Source organism: Rossellomorea sp. GQ25, assembly GCF_059758515.1.
Genome location: NZ_JCAXEQ010000006.1, coordinates 63,690 through 81,846 on the forward strand (window position 1 = coordinate 63,690; position 18,157 = coordinate 81,846).

Here is an 18,157-nt window from a genome sequence, read left to right on the forward strand (position 1 = left end):
ACTAACTGGGGGGTGAGCATATGTATGCCCTGTGGATTTTTCACGATCACTACTATCAGTCGATTATGATTGAGGATGAAAATAAAAAAATTACATTAGGTCCACGATTAGAAGATACAATCACGTTTTTGTCGTTGCCCTTGTCTGCTAAGTCCATTCTAGTAGAGCACTCAGGCGATGCTTTCAGGCTTTATCAAGACGGGGAAGAAGTAAGGGTTTTTAAACCAGGCCGCAAAGAATCCTTGCTTGCAGGTGATAAGGAATTACACATAATGGTCACGCCTTTTCCAACAAACTCTCAAATTTATTATGTCGGTCATAAAGAAGAAATCAGTATATCGACTGAACAAACGGATGCAACTATTTATTATAAGAAAAAGGATCTCATTCAATCTTGTCATTGGTATAAAAATGGCGATGATGACTGGGTAATGGATACTGGTGAGGCGTCTTCGCTTTATCTAAACGGACACTTGGTCACTGGGAAACATAAGCTTAAGGTTGGAGACATTTTATTTTCTCCTTTCTTCACTATTACCCTATTAGAAGATGATTTAATCGAGATACATAGTATCGATGACTATCAAACTGAATTAATTGAATCTCTACGTCCTACATCAGAAATGCACAAGAAATACCCTAATTATCGCCGAACGCCACGAATGATCTATGACCTTCCTGATGAAAAGGTTCAATTGTCATTTCCGAGTCAGGAATCGAGTGATACAAATCGAAGTTTATGGTTGATTATTCTTCCCCCATTGATGATGTTAATCGTCATGGCCATTGTAGCGCTCGTGATTCCACGTGGAATTTTCATTATTATCTCAATGGTGATGTTTACCACCACTTTAGTAACATCCACCGTTCAATTCTTTAAAGATAAGAGCAATAGAAAGAAATCCAAAGAACGAAGGAAGCGTATCTATACTCATTATTTAGAGAGCAAGAGAAAAGAACTTCATGAGCTTGCCGAAAAACAGGCAGATGTTCTGCAATTTCACTTTCCTGCTTATGAAAGAATGAAGTATCTTACAGAGCAACTTTCCGATCGTCTTTGGGAAAGGACTCTTGAAAGTCCGGACTTCCTTCAGTTTAGATTAGGAAGTGGGAAAGTACCTGCAAGCTACAGTATTTCAGTGAATTCCTCTGATATGTCAAACCGTGAAATGGATGAATTATTAGAGGAGTCCCAGAAGTTAGAAATGGTCTATCGTGAGATTGATCCATTACCTGTAACGGCTGACCTACATAAAGGAGCCATTGGTTTAATCGGTAAAGAGTCCGTCTATAAAAACGAGATTCACCAGCTAATCGGGCAATTGGCTTTCTTTCATAGTTACCATGATGTGCGATTCGTCTATATTTTTCATGAGGAAGAGTATGAAGACTGGGAGTGGATGAAGTGGTTACCGCACTTTCAATTACCTCAGTCATTTGCTAAAGGATTCATTTATAACGAGAAAACCAGGGATCAAATCCTTTCTTCCATTTACGAGGTCCTGCGGGAAAGAGATATTGAAGAGGACTCAGATAAAGTTCGTTTTTCACCACATTACGTTTTTATCATTACAAACCATCAGCTCATTTCCGACCATGTGATTCTGCAATACCTCGAAGGTGAGTATTCTCACCTGGGAATGTCCGTTATTTTCGCTGCAGAAGCGAAAGAGAGCTTATCTGATAATATCCACACCCTCGTACGTTATATCAATGACAAGCAAGGGGACATTCTGATTCAGAATAAAAAGGCGGTTAAGATTCCATTCGAAATGGATGAATACAAGCATGAAGGCAATGAGCAGTATGCAAGAACCTTGAAGACGCTTAATCATCAAATCGGCATGACAAACTCCATCCCTTCAAGTGTTTCCTTTCTGGACATGCTTCGAGTGAGGGATGTTGATCAGCTTCCCATTCAAGAGAACTGGCTATCCAGAGAATCAGCTAAATCTTTAGCTGTTCCTGTTGGTTTGAAAGGAAAGGAAGATATTGTCGAGCTGAATTTGCATGAAAAGGCTCATGGACCCCATGGTTTACTGGCAGGAACAACCGGTTCGGGGAAGAGTGAATTTCTACAAACGTACATTCTTTCTTTAGCGGTTCATTTCCATCCTCACGAAGTAGCCTTCTTATTAATTGACTACAAGGGTGGAGGAATGGCTCAGCCATTTAAAAGTATCCCACATTTATTAGGAACGATAACGAATATTGAAGGAAGTAAGAACTTCAGTACGAGAGCCCTGGCTTCCATTAAGAGTGAGTTGAAGCGCAGACAGCGCTTATTCGATCGTTACGAAGTGAATCATATCAACGACTACACCCGCCTTTACAAGCAAGGCAAAACGGAAGAGCCTCTTCCTCATTTATTCTTAATATCAGATGAGTTTGCTGAACTTAAGAGTGAAGAGCCCGAATTCATTAAAGAACTTGTAAGTGCAGCCCGTATCGGTCGTAGCCTGGGAGTTCATCTTATCCTGGCAACTCAGAAGCCTGGAGGAGTCATTGATAATCAGATATGGAGTAATGCCCGTTTCCGTGTTGCTCTGAAAGTTCAGAATACGGAGGACAGTCGTGAAATCCTTAAAAATGGGGATGCAGCCTCGTTGACAGTAACAGGAAGAGGATATTTACAGGTGGGAAATAACGAGGTATATGACCTGTTTCAATCAGCCTGGAGTGGAGCCCCTTATCAGGAGGAATCTTTTGAATCAGAGGATGAAGTGGCGATTGTCACGGATTTAGGGTTGATTCCTTTATCGGAAGTATCGACTAATCCAAGCAATCAGAAGGAATTGATCAGTGAAATTGACGCGGTCGTCGATCGTATTGAAGCGTTACAGGAACAAATGAATGTGAAGAAGCTTTCCAGTCCATGGCTCCCTCCTCTTTCAAATCGCATCTACCGTACATCATTTGCCCAGAGAGAGGAGAATAAGATCTTACTTTCTATGATTGATGAACCTGAGAAACAGAGCCAGACCCCGTACCATTATGAGGTGATTGAGGACGGGAATATCGGCGTCTTTGGTTCTTCAGGATATGGGAAAACCCAAACGCTGATTACCTTATTGATGGGGATGGCCACTCAGTACACACCCGAGGAAGTTCATTATTATCTACTCGACTTTGGAAACGGTGGCTTACTGCCTTTAAAGCATCTGCCACATACTGCAGACTATTTCCTCCTCGATGAAGAAAGAAAGATCGAGAAATTCATTGGTATTTTAGATGATGAATTAGCTCGCAGAAAACAGCTTTTCCAAAAGAAAGAAGTAAGTTCAATAAAGATGTATAACACGATCAGTGATGAAAAACTTCCTCTCTTATTTGTAACCATCGACAATTTTGATCTGGTTAAAGAAGAGATGCAAGAACTTGAAACGCAAATTAATCAATTTGCAAGGGATGGACAGTCATTGGGAGTGTACATGTACTTTACAGCCACCCGCGTTAATACTGTCCGACAATCTTTAATGAATAACCTTAAAACAAAAATCGTCCACTATTTGATGGATAGCTCAGAGGCATACACGATGCTTGGAAGATTGCCTTTTACCCCGGAAGCCATTCCAGGTAGAGCGATTGTTAAGAAAGATACAGCTTTCTTTTCTCAAGTATTCCTTCCAACAGAAGGGAAGGACGATTATGAGCAGATGAACCTTTTAAAAGAAGAAATTCAGTTATTGAAAGAAAAGTATAAGGGATCAATGTCACCAGATCAGGTGCCTATGCTCCCGACAGAGTTGACGATGGTCAACTTTACCCAGTATACAGATTCAGGCAGGAAAGAAGGACTGCTACCGGTCGGCTTAGACGAAGAATTAGTTAAGCCCGTGTATGTAAACTTCAAGAAGACGAAGCATTGCCTGGTATTGGGACAAGCTCAAAAAGGAAAAACGAACGTCCTGAAGGTTTTAGCCAATACAGCGTTATTGCAGGATAGTGAACATATAGCGATATTTGATTCCATTGACAGGGGATTATCGAATTTGATGAAGGAAGAAAAAGTGGTTTACATGGAGAACAAAGACCATATCGCAATGTGGCTTAACCGGGTAGAAGAAATATTTAGTATACGAGAAGAGCAATATAATCTATCTATTCAAAAGGGGAGTCCCCTTCCATCATTCTCTCCTGTTATGCTTATTGTCGATGGATATGCAAGGTTTCTACAGAATCTGGATGCAATGTTTCAAGACAGAATCGTTAAATGCATGAAAAATTATAGCCATTTAGGCTTCTGCGTGATTGTTTCCGGAAACAACAGTGAACTAACTAAGGGTTATGATGCTTTAACAGTTGAACTGAAGCAGATTCGACAAGCTCTAGTGTTAATGAAGAAATCTGAACAAACGTTGTTCACGCTCAGCTATGATCGAAGGGAACCAGAAATCCAACCAGGGTTTGGTTATTATGTAGAAAACGGTAAAGAAACAAAAATTCAAATACCACTTATGGTAACGGAAAGGAAAGTACACGCATGACAGAGAAAGTAAGTCTATTTAAACTTTTATTAGCGGTCATGATGATTCTTGCCACTCCTCTTCTATTCTTCCGTTCAGTTGGTGAAAGTCCTCTGAAAGTGAAGGAAAACGCTACTCAGGCCATTGCCATTGTAAATGAAGACGCAGGAACAGAAGTGGATGGAGAGCCTTTGGCATTTGGGGGTGACGTGACGTCGATACTTGAAGATCAATCGACATTTGAGTGGACGGTTGTAGGCAGAAGTGCAGGAGAAAACGGTCTTCAGAGTTCTAAATATGATGCTGTTGTCTATATTCCTTCCGACTTCTCTGATAAAGTCATGACGTATGATGAAGAAAGACCGGAAAAAACAAATCTAAATTATAAGGTCCAAACGCAACTAAATGCTGTAAACAAGGAAAAGGTCCTTTTGGAAATTGAAAAGGCCACAAAAAGGGTCAATCATAAGATGTCCTCTCTTTATTGGAATTACGTATCAGCAGACATGGAAAATATCCGTGCTGAATTCGATGAAATTTTACAAAAAGAGCAGGCTTTCCAGGAAACGATGTTATCATTCTATAAACCTAGCTCAAAAGATCTGGCTGGCCAAATTCACCAACAAACGTCGATGCTATCTAATCTGCAAAACTCGATTCAGCAGGCAGATAGCCGGACTCCGCAGCAGCAAAACACGCTGGAATCCTTTGAACAAAGCCTTTCCAGTTTTGTCGAATATGTCAATCAATATAGAGAATATCAGGATAATCAAAAGCAATTACTCGCCGATATTCAAGCTCAATCCGTACAGATGATCAATGAATCAACTGAAAACCAGCAGCCGCGCTACATAAAATCCAAATCACTATTCTCGGAACAAAGTGAAGTCTTAACGGCAGGTTTGACTCAGTTAAATAGCAATATGGAGACAAATCAAGAGGTATTTACTGACTTACAGCAGCGCAGATTTGAAGAAGTGGGGAGACAAGTAAAAGACTTCTATTCCTTTCAGGAGAGAGTATTGAATTTCTATCAGCAATTACAGGACACTACGACGTTAAATAACCTGCAAGGAAATATTTTTGAACTTAACAATAAGTTGGCTGAAGGAGATGGGGTGATCTTCAATCCACCTGCTCCTCCTGAGATTCCTGAGCCGCCAAAAGACGGAGAGGAGCCTGGCCCTCAACAGGTAGTCATTTCCTCCCAGGAAGGTCAGCCCGATCCAGGGGAACCAAGCGATCCTTCTCCTGCACCACCGAATTTAGACCCGGAAATAAATGAACTGACAGCCATTTCAACAGAAATCGGTGCGTTGAAAGAAACACTGACTAATTTAACAGAACCAACACCTGAAGCTATAACGGCAGCTGTGACCAATATTCAAACAATCAATGATCGCATCCTGCAGGTTCGAACGCAGCTGCAAGGAAAAAATAATAGCTCAGAAAACCCTCTTCAGGCTGAAGTGGATAGACTGTTGGGAGAAGTATCAAGACTTCTTGAAGATAATCAGACATTAATTGATAAAATCGACGAATTGTCCAAGCAGGTTGAAACTCTTACAACCGAAAATCAAGAACTTAAAGATCAGATAACAACATTGACTGAGACGAATGAAGCTCTGATAAACCAATTGGAAATGTTCTCTGACAATATTTCGAATATCGTTGCCGAAATCGAGGAGAAAGAAAGTTCCATCCTGAACTCAGCCGCTTTATCTGAAAATAGAAGAAACACCTTATATGGCTATTTTTCTCGCGGAATTAATAACTATAAGCTTATGGATCTTCTACAATATTACTCTTACCTAGATCGGTATGAAGCGACTCTTAACGGTATGTTAACGGAGAATGGAGTGAAAGCGGCCGTTCTTCAGGATGAAGATCTGAAAAATGAGGTAAATGAGATTTTGAAAGTGAGGCAGACTGAACAAGCGGAGTGGGAACAATTAAATACAGGGTTGCCGAATACTGAGGATGCTCTCAACACACTTCAAGACTCCTTTACCGTCTTTGCGGCAGAATACAATCAAACCCTTGATGACCAGCAATCACAGCTTACAGAGAGCCTGAATGCGATTAATCAAGAAGCCACAAACGTATTAAATCGAATACAACAGCCGGAGCAAACGGCGCCAACACCGGCCTCAGGGGCAGCAGGCCCTGATTTAGTAGGAAACCAGAAGCAAATTGGAAGTGAAATCAAGTCTATCCATTCCTTCCTGGATACTGTGAGTGAAAACCAAGATACAATCGTATCCTATACCAACGAGCTTCAATCGAATGTATCGAATGTTCAAAGTGATGCGGATACACTGAATAATAAGTGGGCAACGAATGTAGCTTCCACTCAATTAATTCGTGATGATGTGTTTAGTGTACTGGGGAATGCGTTCGTTGACGGACAATCCAATGGATATGTGTATGATTTCTTGACGAACCCTCTTAATGTAAAGGGAGATGTTCCGGAAGAAAAGAAAGCAAGTGTACTTCCACCGGTCGTTATTTTGTTTATTATCCTGTTATCCAGCTTGCTTATTGGATACACAAGTTATTACTTCCAAAATGCTCCTCTCTGGATTCAAGGAGTGATTTTCCTTCTACTGAATCTAATTGTTGGATTTGTCATCAGTCTGTATGGATTGGACATCTATCCATTGGTGGAATCCCGTTCAGTTGAGTGGACGATCTTTACCATTCTCCTTTTAATAGCGGGTTCAGGACTAATTCGAGTTGCTTTTGTTACACATCGCTTGTTAGGATGGTTTGTTTCGGTGGGAATCATCGCCCTGTTTGTGACACCATTACTCGCATTAACTACGCCTAATTTTAATTTCAAGGATCCAATGTCCACCGTTTATATGTCGATTCAATATGGGGCAGACTCATTATTCAATCAAGCGGTTATTGTATTAGGGTTAGTCGTTATTGCATTAACTGTTGCACAGGTTTTATTGGATAAACGTTCTAATCGAATCAAAGATGAGGGAACGGAAGCGTATGAGGGGTAAAGTACTTGTTCAGCTGGCTCTGGTTGTCAGCATGATCATGATGTTTTCCCCGCCTATACTGGCCACTACCGACATAAATGAATTAATGCCTAACGACTATCAGGAAAATAAATTCAAAAAGAATAGTGACCTCATCCATGATCAATCTTCAACAAATCAAAAGATCCAAATTCCTGATGAACAGAAAAACCTGACATTTGATGGGAATTCTAGTAACGGAATAAACGAATTGAAAGAAAAGATATTTCAAAGTGAAGAAAAAGATACAAATACGATAAAAGCGAAAGCCGAAAACCTGAAACTGTTTAGTCAATCCGAATCAGCAAGGCTAGGGAGTCTCGAAGAAGGAAGTACATCTTCTTCTTCCCTCTCTCTTTTGATTGCTGTATTTGTAGGTATTTGTGTGTTACTTCTCATTGTTGTCATTGTCATTTGGAATAGAACGACTCAAGGTATGCAAAGGTTGAGGTGAAGAACAAGAAGAGGGTCCGTCTGAATCGGGACCCTCTTCTACTATAAGTTTAAGCATTGTTAAACTTCATGGGGAGTATTAATAAGGTGATTACCAAAATATATCAACTCGAGAACGCTCAGGAGGCCACTCGTTACGTCGAAACACGCAGGGCTAAGGGTAAGGGTGGTTGGACAGGTAAAGAAGCCCAAATAAAGCAATCTAGCGAAAAGTTTCTACAGCAATAATATAACTCCAGTAAACTTATGCGTCAGGTGGCTATACAGCACAATAATATCCTTTCTATTCATATGAAATGTAAGAAAACCTCTGCATAAAGGTGTGTCGGGGTTTTCTTTTTTGATTTCTACTTCAAGTAAAACGACTGTATTCATTAAAAGAGTCGAAGTGCATTCACGTTGTAAGCGGTAACAAAAATTAAATTGACTCGCTTTGTTTCTCCGTATATCATTATTTTAATAGCGTCTATTTAACGACTATTTAGAACTGTCAAAAAATAATAGGGGTATAGGGGGAACAAATATGAAAAAAGAAATGCCGTTTTGGATGGCCATTATCCCGCTCACTGTCATGATCGTGGTGATGTTCGTCACGATTGTCGTTCTTGAGCAGGGTCCGCATATTCCATTGATTATTGGAACAACGGTAGCAGCCATTGTGGCCTGGCGGGCAGGTTATACGTGGAATGAAATTGAAGATTCTATGTATAAAGGGATACGTCTTGCCCTGCCAGCTGTAGTCATCATCATGCTTGTTGGACTGACTATCGGTGCTTGGATCGGTGGAGGGATCGTCGCTACGATGATTTATTATGGCTTGAAAATCATCACACCATCCCTCTTCTTAGTTTCGATTACGATTATATGCGCTGTTGTTGCGTTGGCGATTGGCAGTTCATGGTCAACGATGGGGACAATTGGAGTCGCTGGTATGGGAATCGGTATAAGTATGGGAATTCCAGCGCCTATGATTGCCGGGGCGATCATTTCCGGCGCCTATTTTGGGGACAAGATGTCACCGCTTTCTGATACCACGAACCTCGCTTCTGGATTAACGAATACAAATTTGTTTGTACATATTCGTCATATGCTCTTTACAACAGTGCCGGGATTACTCATTGCTTTAATCGTTTATGCCATTCTAGGAAGAAACTTCGGTTCAAATAAGATTGATACCAACGACATTGAACAAACAGTCAATGTGCTTCAGGATAGTTTTGTGATTTCACCGTTTTTGTTGTTGATTCCATTAATCGTCATTATTTTAGTAGCTAAAAAGGTACCTGCCATTCCAGCTCTGGTAGTGGGGATTCTACTTGGACTTTTATCGCAGGTATTCATCCAAAGTGGATCATTTTCTGATGCGTTTGCTGCCTTGCAAAGCGGCTTCGTCATTGATTCAGGTAATGCGATGGTGGATGATCTTTTTAACCGGGGTGGACTGGATTCAATGATGTATACGGTTTCCATGACCATTGTAGCGATGACATTTGGAGGGATATTGGAGCATACAGGAATGCTGAAATCCATTGTGAACCAGGTGTTAAAGGTAGCCAAAACAGCAAAAGGATTGGTGGCGTCAACCGTTGTTTCTTGTTTTGCAACAAATGCCACCTGTTCAGAACAGTATATTTCTATTGTTGTACCTTCAAGAATGTATGCTAAAGCGTATGAGGAAAAGGGTTTACACTCTAAGAATTTATCAAGGGCACTTGAAGATGGGGGAACCTTAACCTCTGTCTTTATACCATGGAATACTTGTGGAGTATTTATATTTGGTACGTTAGGCGTTCATGCTTTTGAATATGCTCCTTATGCCGTGTTGAATTTTGTAGTGCCTTTACTATCGATTGCCTACGCGTTAACCGGTTTTACCATTACAAAACTTTCGAAACCCGAATTAGTGAACTCTAAAGATGAAGATGAAATGACCTTAAACTCTTAATTATTCTAAAAGGGGAGATGTAGTTCGTAAATGGAACGGGGACGACCTTGTTGATAGGTCATCTCTTCCCCTACTACCCTGATCGAACCGTGATCTACCAGTTTTTTGATTATGCGTTCAGTTGAGCGACGGGTAATTTGAAGATAGTCAGTTAATTCAGCTGCAGTAAACTGCGAGGAAGAACGCTTCCTTCTAAATTCAATCAATTTAGACAGATTTCCCGGACTTATTTTAATTTCCTTGGCAATATCAAAGAGTTTTGGATCATTATTCTTGAGACGCTGTAATTTAGTCTCTTTCGGATAAGGACCAAGAAGGTTTTTATCATCTGTTAATATATATCCACATTTCCCGAAAGGGTCATTCTGAGCAAAACGCAGGGCAATTCTAGCGTTTTGTTCTGCTTCTATTGCCGTTGTTCCATAGCCAAATCCAATTTTCATTTGACCATTCCATCTGGAAATCAAATCCTCGAAATAGTTATGAGAGACTAGTGACTCTATATGTCCAACAGTGCTATGTAGTAAGTATGTATGTTGATCAATTTGTTGTCCGGAACCTTGAATATCATGGGTAAATGATTGTAACCATTGTTTAGAGTCCTGATGTGATTGATCATGGGATAGATAGATAGCTGAAATCGTAGAAGCTTTTCTTTTGTTTAGTAGGGCTAATGATTTTACCTGGTAAAAGCCGTCTAACAAAGACCTGGTGGGATCTACCATTCTTTCTGTAGGAACTCCAAGTTCTTTCAGGCGATCATATACGGCGTGGATGCTTGTTAAGGCCATATCAGTGTTTCCCAATTGGTGAAGTGAGTAGTGGTATTGAACAATGGAGGTTAGTTCCAGATGATAAGGAAGCTGTTCTTTATATTCCAAAACATGAGCATCAGGAATAGAAATTCCTATATCCATCGATACATGTTTGATGAATTTGGTCTCCATCAAATCAATCGATATGCGGTCTATCGGAATTTTTTGATGATAGGTAATAGATAATAGTGAAGAGGCGATGGCCATTTCATTCTGTTCCAGGAATAAGGAAGGAACAGATAATTGATCGCATATATTTTTTGAATAAAAATAAGGTAAGGCACCTGAGAAAAATATGGCATCACAAGGTTTTAAGTGTTGGATCAGTTCTCTGGATTGATATGGATCTTGATAAATGTAGGGTTCTAATTCGATGTCAGTCATGAGGTGTTCTAAGGAGTGTAAACCCTGGATAAAGTCTTGAGACCCGATCACAGCTATTTTAATCTTTTCCATGCTTCCTCCTACTTTCGATTTAATTAACGACTATATAACGACATTATACCCATTGATAAATAGTAGTGTAAATGAAAAGGAGTTGTATATCTATGAAAATAACCGGATTAAACTTGTATGCTATTCGTCTGCCCCTTCATATTCCTTTTGTGGTGAGCTACCATACTTATCATGATATGCCTTCCATCATCGTAGAGATTGAAACCGACGAGGGGATCACTGGGTATGGAGAAGCAGTCGCAGATGAGCATGTTACAGGAGAGTCCTGGGAGAGTACATACCAAGTTCTAAAGAGCACTTTAGGGCCTGCAGTGTTAGAACAGAATCCAATGAATATAGAGAAACTTCATGAAATCATGAATGGATCCATTTATGGGGTTCCAAGTGCAAAAGCAGCCATTGACATTGCTTGCTTTGATATTATAGGGAAAAAGCTCACTCAGCCTGTTTATCAATTCATTGGGGGCCGTTATCATGAAGAATTCCCCCTTACACATGTATTAAGCATAGCAGAGCCTGAAGCGATGGCAGATGAAGCGGCCATCATGGCGGATAAAGGATATCTTTCTTTTAAAATGAAAGTAGGTACGGAAGTAAAAGCAGATGTCGAGCGCATTCAAAAGGTTCGGGAAAGGGTAGGGAATCATATTGCTATTCGCGTTGATGTAAATCAGGGATGGAAAAACAGTTCGCAAACGTTAAAGGCTCTCCGTTCGTTGAATGACATAGAATTGGATTGGATAGAACAGCCGGTTCTCGCTGATGATATTGACGGAATGGTGACTGTAAAATCCAAGACGTCTTTGCCTTTAATGATTGATGAAGGCCTTAAAGGAACAAGGGAAATGAGAGAAATCATTCAAAAAAAGGCAGCTGATAAGGTGAATATCAAATTAATGAAATGTGGTGGGATCTTTCCTGCTGTAAAGCTTGTTCATCAGGCTGAAATGGCTGGAATGGAGTGTCAGGTAGGCTCCATGGTAGAATCCTCTATTGGCTCTGCTGCAGGCTTCCATGTGGCATTTTCAAAAAGGGTCATAACAAGTGTAGAGCTGACGGGACCATTGAAATTTTCAAAAGATGTGGGAAATCTTTTCTATGATGTTCCTTTTATTCGTCTTTCTGATAAGCCTGGATTAGGGATTGATATAAATAAATTGGTGCTGAAAGAACTGACAGTGTTCCAAGACTCGATTGGATAAGGAGGACAGTGTGTGCACTCACTTCACGAAGGAAAGTTAATCAAGGAGAACAGATTGTATTCTGTTCATACATTATCTATGCTCCACATTGAAGAAATTCTTTCATTGCAAGATATAGTAGTCGCTGATTTAGAGGATAAAACACGTTTACAACCCCTCTCGCGAGGAGAATATGAGTATATTCTTAAGGGAAATGGCGTGATGATTGGTGCTTTTCTGGAGCAGGAGCTCATTGCTTTCAGAGCGCTTCTTAAACCCGAAATCGATGATGAACATTTGGGATTGGATATAGGATTAAATGTAGATGAGTTAAATCAAGTAATCTACCAGGAAATCTCTATTGTGCATCCTTTATATCGGGGAAATCGATTGCAGCAAGTGTTAGGCACAATCATTATGGAGGAACTTAACAACCTTCCCGGTGATATTAATTATATAAGCTGTACAGTAGCTCCTTTTAATATCCCAAGTTTGAAAGATAAATTTGCTCAAGGCATGGAGATAGCAGCTTTGAAAAATAAATATGGCGATCAAATACGCTATATATTTGTTAAAGAAGTAAATAAATCATCTGCACAAACCGACCAGAAACGGTTGAGCACTTCAATGGACGATTTTCCCACTCAACAATCACTTCTGACCACAGGTTGGCGTGGTATTGGTATGAAGATCCTTCAAGAAAAGTATCATATTGAGTTCGTTAAATTTCAATGAACCTTTATCAAATGTAGAAATTATGTATTCATAGGAGCAGTCTCATATTAAGGGGCTGTTCTTTTCTTATGTTCATTTGAATTTTTAGGAATCCCATTATTAAATGTTTCTGATTCCAATTTTAAAACCGTTTAAATAATGTAATAGATTACTAGAGTAGTGGGTTGATAGTTGCAAATTCTCTACTAAAATATGGTTGTAAACAAAAATGTATACAAGTGTACAAATAAGTACACAATTGTATACAAAAATGTGTACAAGTATACAAATAAGTACACATATTGGTATATAAGCATGTGTACGAAATACGTATACAACGAAACAATTTGTATACATCTTGATCTCGATACCCTTGTAAATATTCGATAGAAAAGTAGGATTGACCGCAGACGTGAAATTGTATACTCTGAGAGTAAGAGTTGAAATTTTTTGACAAATTCTTACTCATGAATGAAAGGATGATTTTAATGACGAGTTCACGCATTGCAGCCATTGACGTTGGTAATGATTCTCTTAAAGGTATTTTTGGAAAGATGGATGGTGAGGTAAATATTCCGAACGTCATCGCAAGGGATATTGAAGATCGTCCTATTATCGGAATTGAGGAGCTGGATACACAGGACCCACTGGACGGCATACATATCCGTGTCCACTCCCCTACTCTTAAAGATAATAATGCGATTTATCGTGTAGGTAATCTGGCTACGAAGAGTAACAACTCGACTGAACTGGATCCAGGCAGTAGTAAATCAGAAGAAGATCAAACACTGATCATGCTGTTTGCTTCCATTGCTCTTGATGCAGCACGCAATGATTCTAATTTTAAGAAGAATAACAATGTAATAGAAGCAAATTACACATTGGGTACAGGACTTCCACTTCGCGAAGTAAAGGAAGGAAAAGATGTCGGGTACCGTTCTAGACTGTTAGGTTCAGTACACCAAGTTGAGTTCCTGGTCACTCCCCGCTATCAAGGCATCAAAGTAAATATTAAATTTGATGAAGTAAAGGTTTATCCTGAAGGATTTGCGGCATTCATCAACCTTGTGATGGATAATAACTTAAATATCATCAATAAAGATCTCATTGATAAACGTATCTTAATTCAAGATATCGGCGGGTTATCAACGGATATCGCTGTGATTAAAGATCGAAAAGTAGACGATGATAAAGCCCAAGGATTTAACCTCGGGGTTTCTGAATCTCTTGAATTAATCCGTGAAGAGATACGCTCAAGACACGGTATTGAGCTTGACAGCCGCCGTGATGTGGTCGAAATCATCACAAAGAAAAATGATCGCAATCATATTATGGTTAAAGGAAGTCGTACAAGCGTACACGACATCGTTGACCGCATTATGCTTGAACTTGCTAAGAAGCAATATCGTCACCTTCGCAATATGTGGCAAAAGAATTCTCAAACGGAAATTTGCTACTTCATTGGTGGAGGATCAAGCGTCCTGAAAGAGTATATCAAGACGCTTAATAATAATCTTGATGGGTACAATATCGACTTCTTTGAAGATGAGAAGGAAAGCATTTGGATGATGGCCAATGCTTATTACAAGCTGATTGCTGACTTTTCAAGAAAGACCCAAAAACAACATACCCAGAAAGAAGAACAAAAATTAGCGAAAACCAAATAGGGTGATGGTATGAATGGAAAAGGGATGTCGAGGGGACAACCGATTACGTTTCGAATTCCTTCTGATACACCTGATCATGTATTAAAGCATTTACAAAAGCTTAAGGAAACAGAAAAACGTAATTTCTCCAGTAAAATTGCAGAGCTTGTATTAAATGGAGTAAATGATACGATTTCCAAACAGAGAGAAGCCATTACGATCCCCCTTCCGAAGGGATTGGATAAATCCCAGCGTGACTGGTTGAAGCATGAACACTCAGAAGCACTGTTGGGGAGTATCGTATACCAACTGCTCTCAAACCCGGTTCGTACTGCCTCTCTTCTAGCTTCCTTAAGCAGCAATTCGTTGGATATCAATGAAGCACTCTATCTTCAGGAAGAATCTGCAGCAAGTCACGATTCATCAAGAGAGTGGTCCCTTGATCAAGTGATGGATGATGCCCCGGAAGAAGATGCAATAGATGAGCGTTCTTACTCGACTGACGAAGAATTGGACAACTTTGACTGGGAAAGTGCCATGAAGCCCCAGGAAACCGTTGAAGAAGAGCCTAAAGAAGAAACGATGGAAGATCTTTTAGGCGATTTTCTTTCCCAAATGAATAAATAATAGTAAGAACCTGAAGCACTTTGCTTCAGGTTCTTTTTTATATGTAGGCTCTTTAAACAAAGGTTGGTTTTGCAGCAACATAAGATAAGGTCTGCCAGGGGCTCTGTCAATCAGTTGTGTGCTAGATGGTGAGGGGAACCGTTCCGCCGAGCCTCCTCAGCTTAACCGAACGGGTTCTCAGCACGCCCGTACTTCCGCAGAAGTCTAAGCAGTTCCCCTAACCGTCAATATGAAAGTTCGTGACAGAGCTTAATAATAACAAAGAACAATCCAATGGAAAATAGCATTTTTCTAAAATATTTATTTTTGCCGCCTTCCCGTACTTAAGCGGAAATGATCCAACGCTATCTTTTAAGGTGGGGTTTTATTTAGGTTCTAATAAATAAAATCATGTTGAGAAAGTTGATTGGAGTGGAAGGTGCTCGACTCCTGCGGGAGAAGCGGAACAGGTGAGACCCCACAGGCACTTGCGCCGAGGAGGCTCACCGCCCGCCCCGCGGAAAGCGAGTATCCTGCAGCGGAAATCAACTACTACTCACTAATATGAATAACATCACAATTCATACGAAAAAAATCACACTTCCTCCTTAAATTCAACTCGATTTCTCCTTTAGAAACTGTAATGAAATTGTATTATTTGAATTATTTTTTCTGCAAAAAACCTTAAAAGCCACTCAACTGTAAGAGAGAAATGTTACAAAGTGAAAAAAACACATTAAAATGTGTATAAAAAATGGCAGTTTACTTCAAATAATTACCATATGCAAGTTTAGTATAGGTGGAAATCGAGGTAAACACCGATTAAACCGAATATAAATCTTGCACCTAGTCATTGGATACACCAATTAAGAGGAGAGATTCGATGAGTATTCAAAAAAGTAACGATAGCTCAAGTCTCGCAGAAGTAATTGATAGAATCCTGGATAAAGGAATAGTCATTGATGCATTTGCCAGAGTTTCCTTAGTGGGAATAGAAATTCTTACAATAGAAGCGCGAGTGGTCATTGCAAGTGTAGATACTTGGTTACGATATGCAGAGGCAGTTGGGCTCTTAAGAGACGAAGTTCAAGAAGAAGGTTTGGCAAAGCAGGAAAATGAAAGAGGAACAGCGTTTAGCATTTAAACAAGTAAATAAAATATAGTTTTACTATTTTAGTAGAAAAGAGGATGGATATGACGGAATCAAAAAGCAGTCAACAAGTAGATGATACGAAAAGCACTGAAGAAACCGAAGAGCAAACAGCTGAAAACAGACAATCCATGAATTATGCGATTATCGGTGGAGTAGTCGGAGCCGGAATCGGGTTACTTTCAAATCCAGGTACAGGTAAGAAAGTAGTAGACAGTTTAGGGAAATCTGAAGTGATGAAAGCCGCAAGTAAAGAACTGCGAAGATCAGCACAGGAATTCCTGACAGAGCAAGCCATTATTACCTTAAGACAATCTGCTACCGGATATATGAGCAAGCTGGAAGGTGGCTTGCTGGCTCCAAAGAAGAAAAAAGAAGAGGCATCGGAAAACACTGATGCTAAGGCAGGAAGCAGCGAGGATTCTTCCAATCAATCAGAAGAATTAGAAGAAATCAAAGAAGAAAACAAGAATTTGAATGAACGTTTAGAACGAATCGAAGAAATGCTTAACAGCCTGGTGGAATCCAAGAAATAACGATTTAGCTTTTCGTATCCCTAAAGGGGGCATTACATGAGTAAGCCGGTGAAAAAAGCAGTTGGCAAGATGGCTAAAAAAGCATACGATCACGCTCCAGAGCCCGTGAAAGAGAAAGTGAAAGATACGATAAAAGAGAAAGCCAAAGAAACATTTGTGAACAGTGTTGAAGGCGGTATTCAATCAAAAGTTAACGAAGCATCTGAGAAGTTAGAGAAGGCGAAAGAGAAAAATGCGGATAATGTTCATGCCAAAGCTGAAGAAGCAAAGGGAAAAGTACAGGATGTCCTGCTTTCCGTTCGAGAAAAGTTAGGAAATGCAAAGGAAGCAGGAGAAGAATTTCAAAAGAAAATCTCTTCATCGAATGATAAACAAACAAAAATTAAAGGCGTGGGAAATATTAAAGGAGCAAGTGACATCAAGAGCTCCTTTAACATCAAGAGTTCTACTGAAATTAAAAGTTCGGAAAACATAAAATCTTCAAAAGACATTAAGACTATCTGTTCTTAAACGCCGGAAGGAGAATAACAATTGGCTATTCAAAAGAGTAATAATAGTTCAAGTTTAGCAGAAGTAATTGACCGTATACTTGACAAAGGTATTGTCATTGATGCATTTGCAAGAGTATCTGTCGTTGGTATTGAAATTTTAACGGTTGAAGCAAGGGTCGTCATTGCCAGCGTAGATACATGGTTGCGTTATGCAGAAGCAGTGGGCCTACTACGAGATGATGTCGAAGAAAACGGTCTTGCTACTCAGCAAAATGAAAGAAGCTCCCAGTTCAGCATTTAATTGGAGTGGCAGCAAAAGAATGAGAAGGCGTTTGAAGGGGGCCATTATGGGCACCCTCCCCTTTCATCTACAGTAGGAGGTTACTATGGTAATCAAAGAAATCATGAATAGTGTGACGGACTTCTTCAATGAACATGTAGCTCCAGTTCACAAAATTACGTCAGTAGAACTGACAGAAGATGAAGGCTGGAAGCTTCAAGTCGAGGTAATTGAAGAAAAAGAATATATGAAGAAATATGCTAAAGACGAAATGCTAGGAACATATGATGTTCTTCTCAATAAAGAAAAGGAAGTCACATCATTTAAACGACGGGATATCCGTTACAGAAGTGCCATCGGACAGGAAATGTAGTGGATGAGCGAGT

Annotated in this window: 14 protein-coding genes; 13 read left to right on the forward strand and 1 reads right to left on the reverse strand. The window is 39.8% G+C overall.

Translation table 11 applies throughout. The features are described from left to right. Positions 1-20 precede the first annotated feature (20 nt). The 4 genes from essC to nhaC all read left to right on the forward strand — a co-directional run bounded on the left by essC (position 21) and on the right by nhaC (position 9,896). The gene (gene essC / locus AC6CIB_RS18075) at positions 21-4,487 is read left to right on the forward strand and encodes a type VII secretion protein EssC (RefSeq protein WP_498283006.1); all 4,467 of its coding nucleotides are present in this window, start codon (positions 21-23) and stop codon (positions 4,485-4,487) included. Continuing rightward, on the forward strand, positions 4,484-7,480 hold the full coding sequence (gene esaA / locus AC6CIB_RS18080; RefSeq protein ID WP_498283008.1) for a type VII secretion protein EsaA: 2,997 nt from the start codon (positions 4,484-4,486) through the stop codon (positions 7,478-7,480). The genes essC and esaA overlap by 4 nt, the downstream gene beginning before the upstream one ends. Next, a complete protein-coding gene (essA, locus tag AC6CIB_RS18085; protein ID WP_498283010.1) occupies positions 7,470-7,952 on the forward strand; it encodes a type VII secretion protein EssA in 483 nt (160 codons plus the stop codon). The genes esaA and essA overlap by 11 nt, the downstream gene beginning before the upstream one ends. A 522-nt stretch (positions 7,953-8,474) precedes the next feature. Further along, complete coding sequence (gene nhaC / locus AC6CIB_RS18090; protein WP_498283012.1) at positions 8,475-9,896, forward strand: Na+/H+ antiporter NhaC; 1,422 nt, start codon at positions 8,475-8,477, stop codon at positions 9,894-9,896. A gap of 5 nt (positions 9,897-9,901) precedes the next feature. On the opposite strand, the gene AC6CIB_RS18095 is transcribed toward nhaC, so the two are convergent. After that, positions 9,902-11,167: a transcriptional regulator gene (locus tag AC6CIB_RS18095; protein ID WP_498283014.1), complete on the reverse strand. Its 1,266-nt coding sequence runs from the start codon at positions 11,165-11,167 to the stop codon at positions 9,902-9,904. Positions 11,168-11,259: 92 nt separating this feature from the next. On the opposite strand from AC6CIB_RS18095, the gene AC6CIB_RS18100 reads away from it, so the two are divergent. From AC6CIB_RS18100 to gvpO, 9 genes are all read left to right on the forward strand, one after another. Then, on the forward strand, positions 11,260-12,369 hold the full coding sequence (locus AC6CIB_RS18100) for a mandelate racemase/muconate lactonizing enzyme family protein (protein ID WP_498283016.1): 1,110 nt from the start codon (positions 11,260-11,262) through the stop codon (positions 12,367-12,369). A gap of 12 nt (positions 12,370-12,381) precedes the next feature. Continuing rightward, positions 12,382-13,083 (forward strand): GNAT family N-acetyltransferase, encoded by a 702-nt coding sequence (locus tag AC6CIB_RS18105; RefSeq protein WP_498283018.1) that lies wholly within the window; start codon positions 12,382-12,384, stop codon positions 13,081-13,083. Between the two features lie 467 nt (positions 13,084-13,550). Then, a complete protein-coding gene (locus tag AC6CIB_RS18110) occupies positions 13,551-14,729 on the forward strand; it encodes an Alp7A family actin-like protein (RefSeq protein ID WP_498283020.1) in 1,179 nt (392 codons plus the stop codon). Between the two features lie 9 nt (positions 14,730-14,738). Next, positions 14,739-15,335 carry a hypothetical protein gene (locus AC6CIB_RS18115; RefSeq protein ID WP_498283022.1) on the forward strand — a complete coding sequence of 199 codons (597 nt, stop codon included), beginning with the start codon at positions 14,739-14,741 and terminating at the stop codon, positions 15,333-15,335. 862 nt (positions 15,336-16,197) lie between these two features. Then, positions 16,198-16,458, forward strand: coding sequence for a gas vesicle structural protein GvpA (gene gvpA / locus AC6CIB_RS18120; RefSeq protein ID WP_060674023.1), 261 nt, complete (start codon positions 16,198-16,200; stop codon positions 16,456-16,458). 50 nt (positions 16,459-16,508) lie between these two features. Further along, entirely contained in the window at positions 16,509-17,000 is a 492-nt protein-coding gene (gene gvpT / locus AC6CIB_RS18125; protein WP_498283024.1) for a GvpT/GvpP family gas vesicle accessory protein, read from the forward strand. Positions 17,001-17,036: 36 nt separating this feature from the next. Further along, on the forward strand, positions 17,037-17,510 hold the full coding sequence (gene gvpQ / locus AC6CIB_RS18130) for a gas vesicle protein GvpQ (protein WP_498283026.1): 474 nt from the start codon (positions 17,037-17,039) through the stop codon (positions 17,508-17,510). Positions 17,511-17,531: 21 nt separating this feature from the next. Further along, positions 17,532-17,792, forward strand: a complete 261-nt coding sequence (gvpJ, locus tag AC6CIB_RS18135; RefSeq protein WP_034764908.1) for a gas vesicle protein GvpJ — start codon at positions 17,532-17,534, stop codon at positions 17,790-17,792. A gap of 85 nt (positions 17,793-17,877) precedes the next feature. Further along, entirely contained in the window at positions 17,878-18,144 is a 267-nt protein-coding gene (gene gvpO / locus AC6CIB_RS18140) for a gas vesicle protein GvpO (RefSeq protein ID WP_034764910.1), read from the forward strand. Positions 18,145-18,157: the final 13 nt, after the last annotated feature.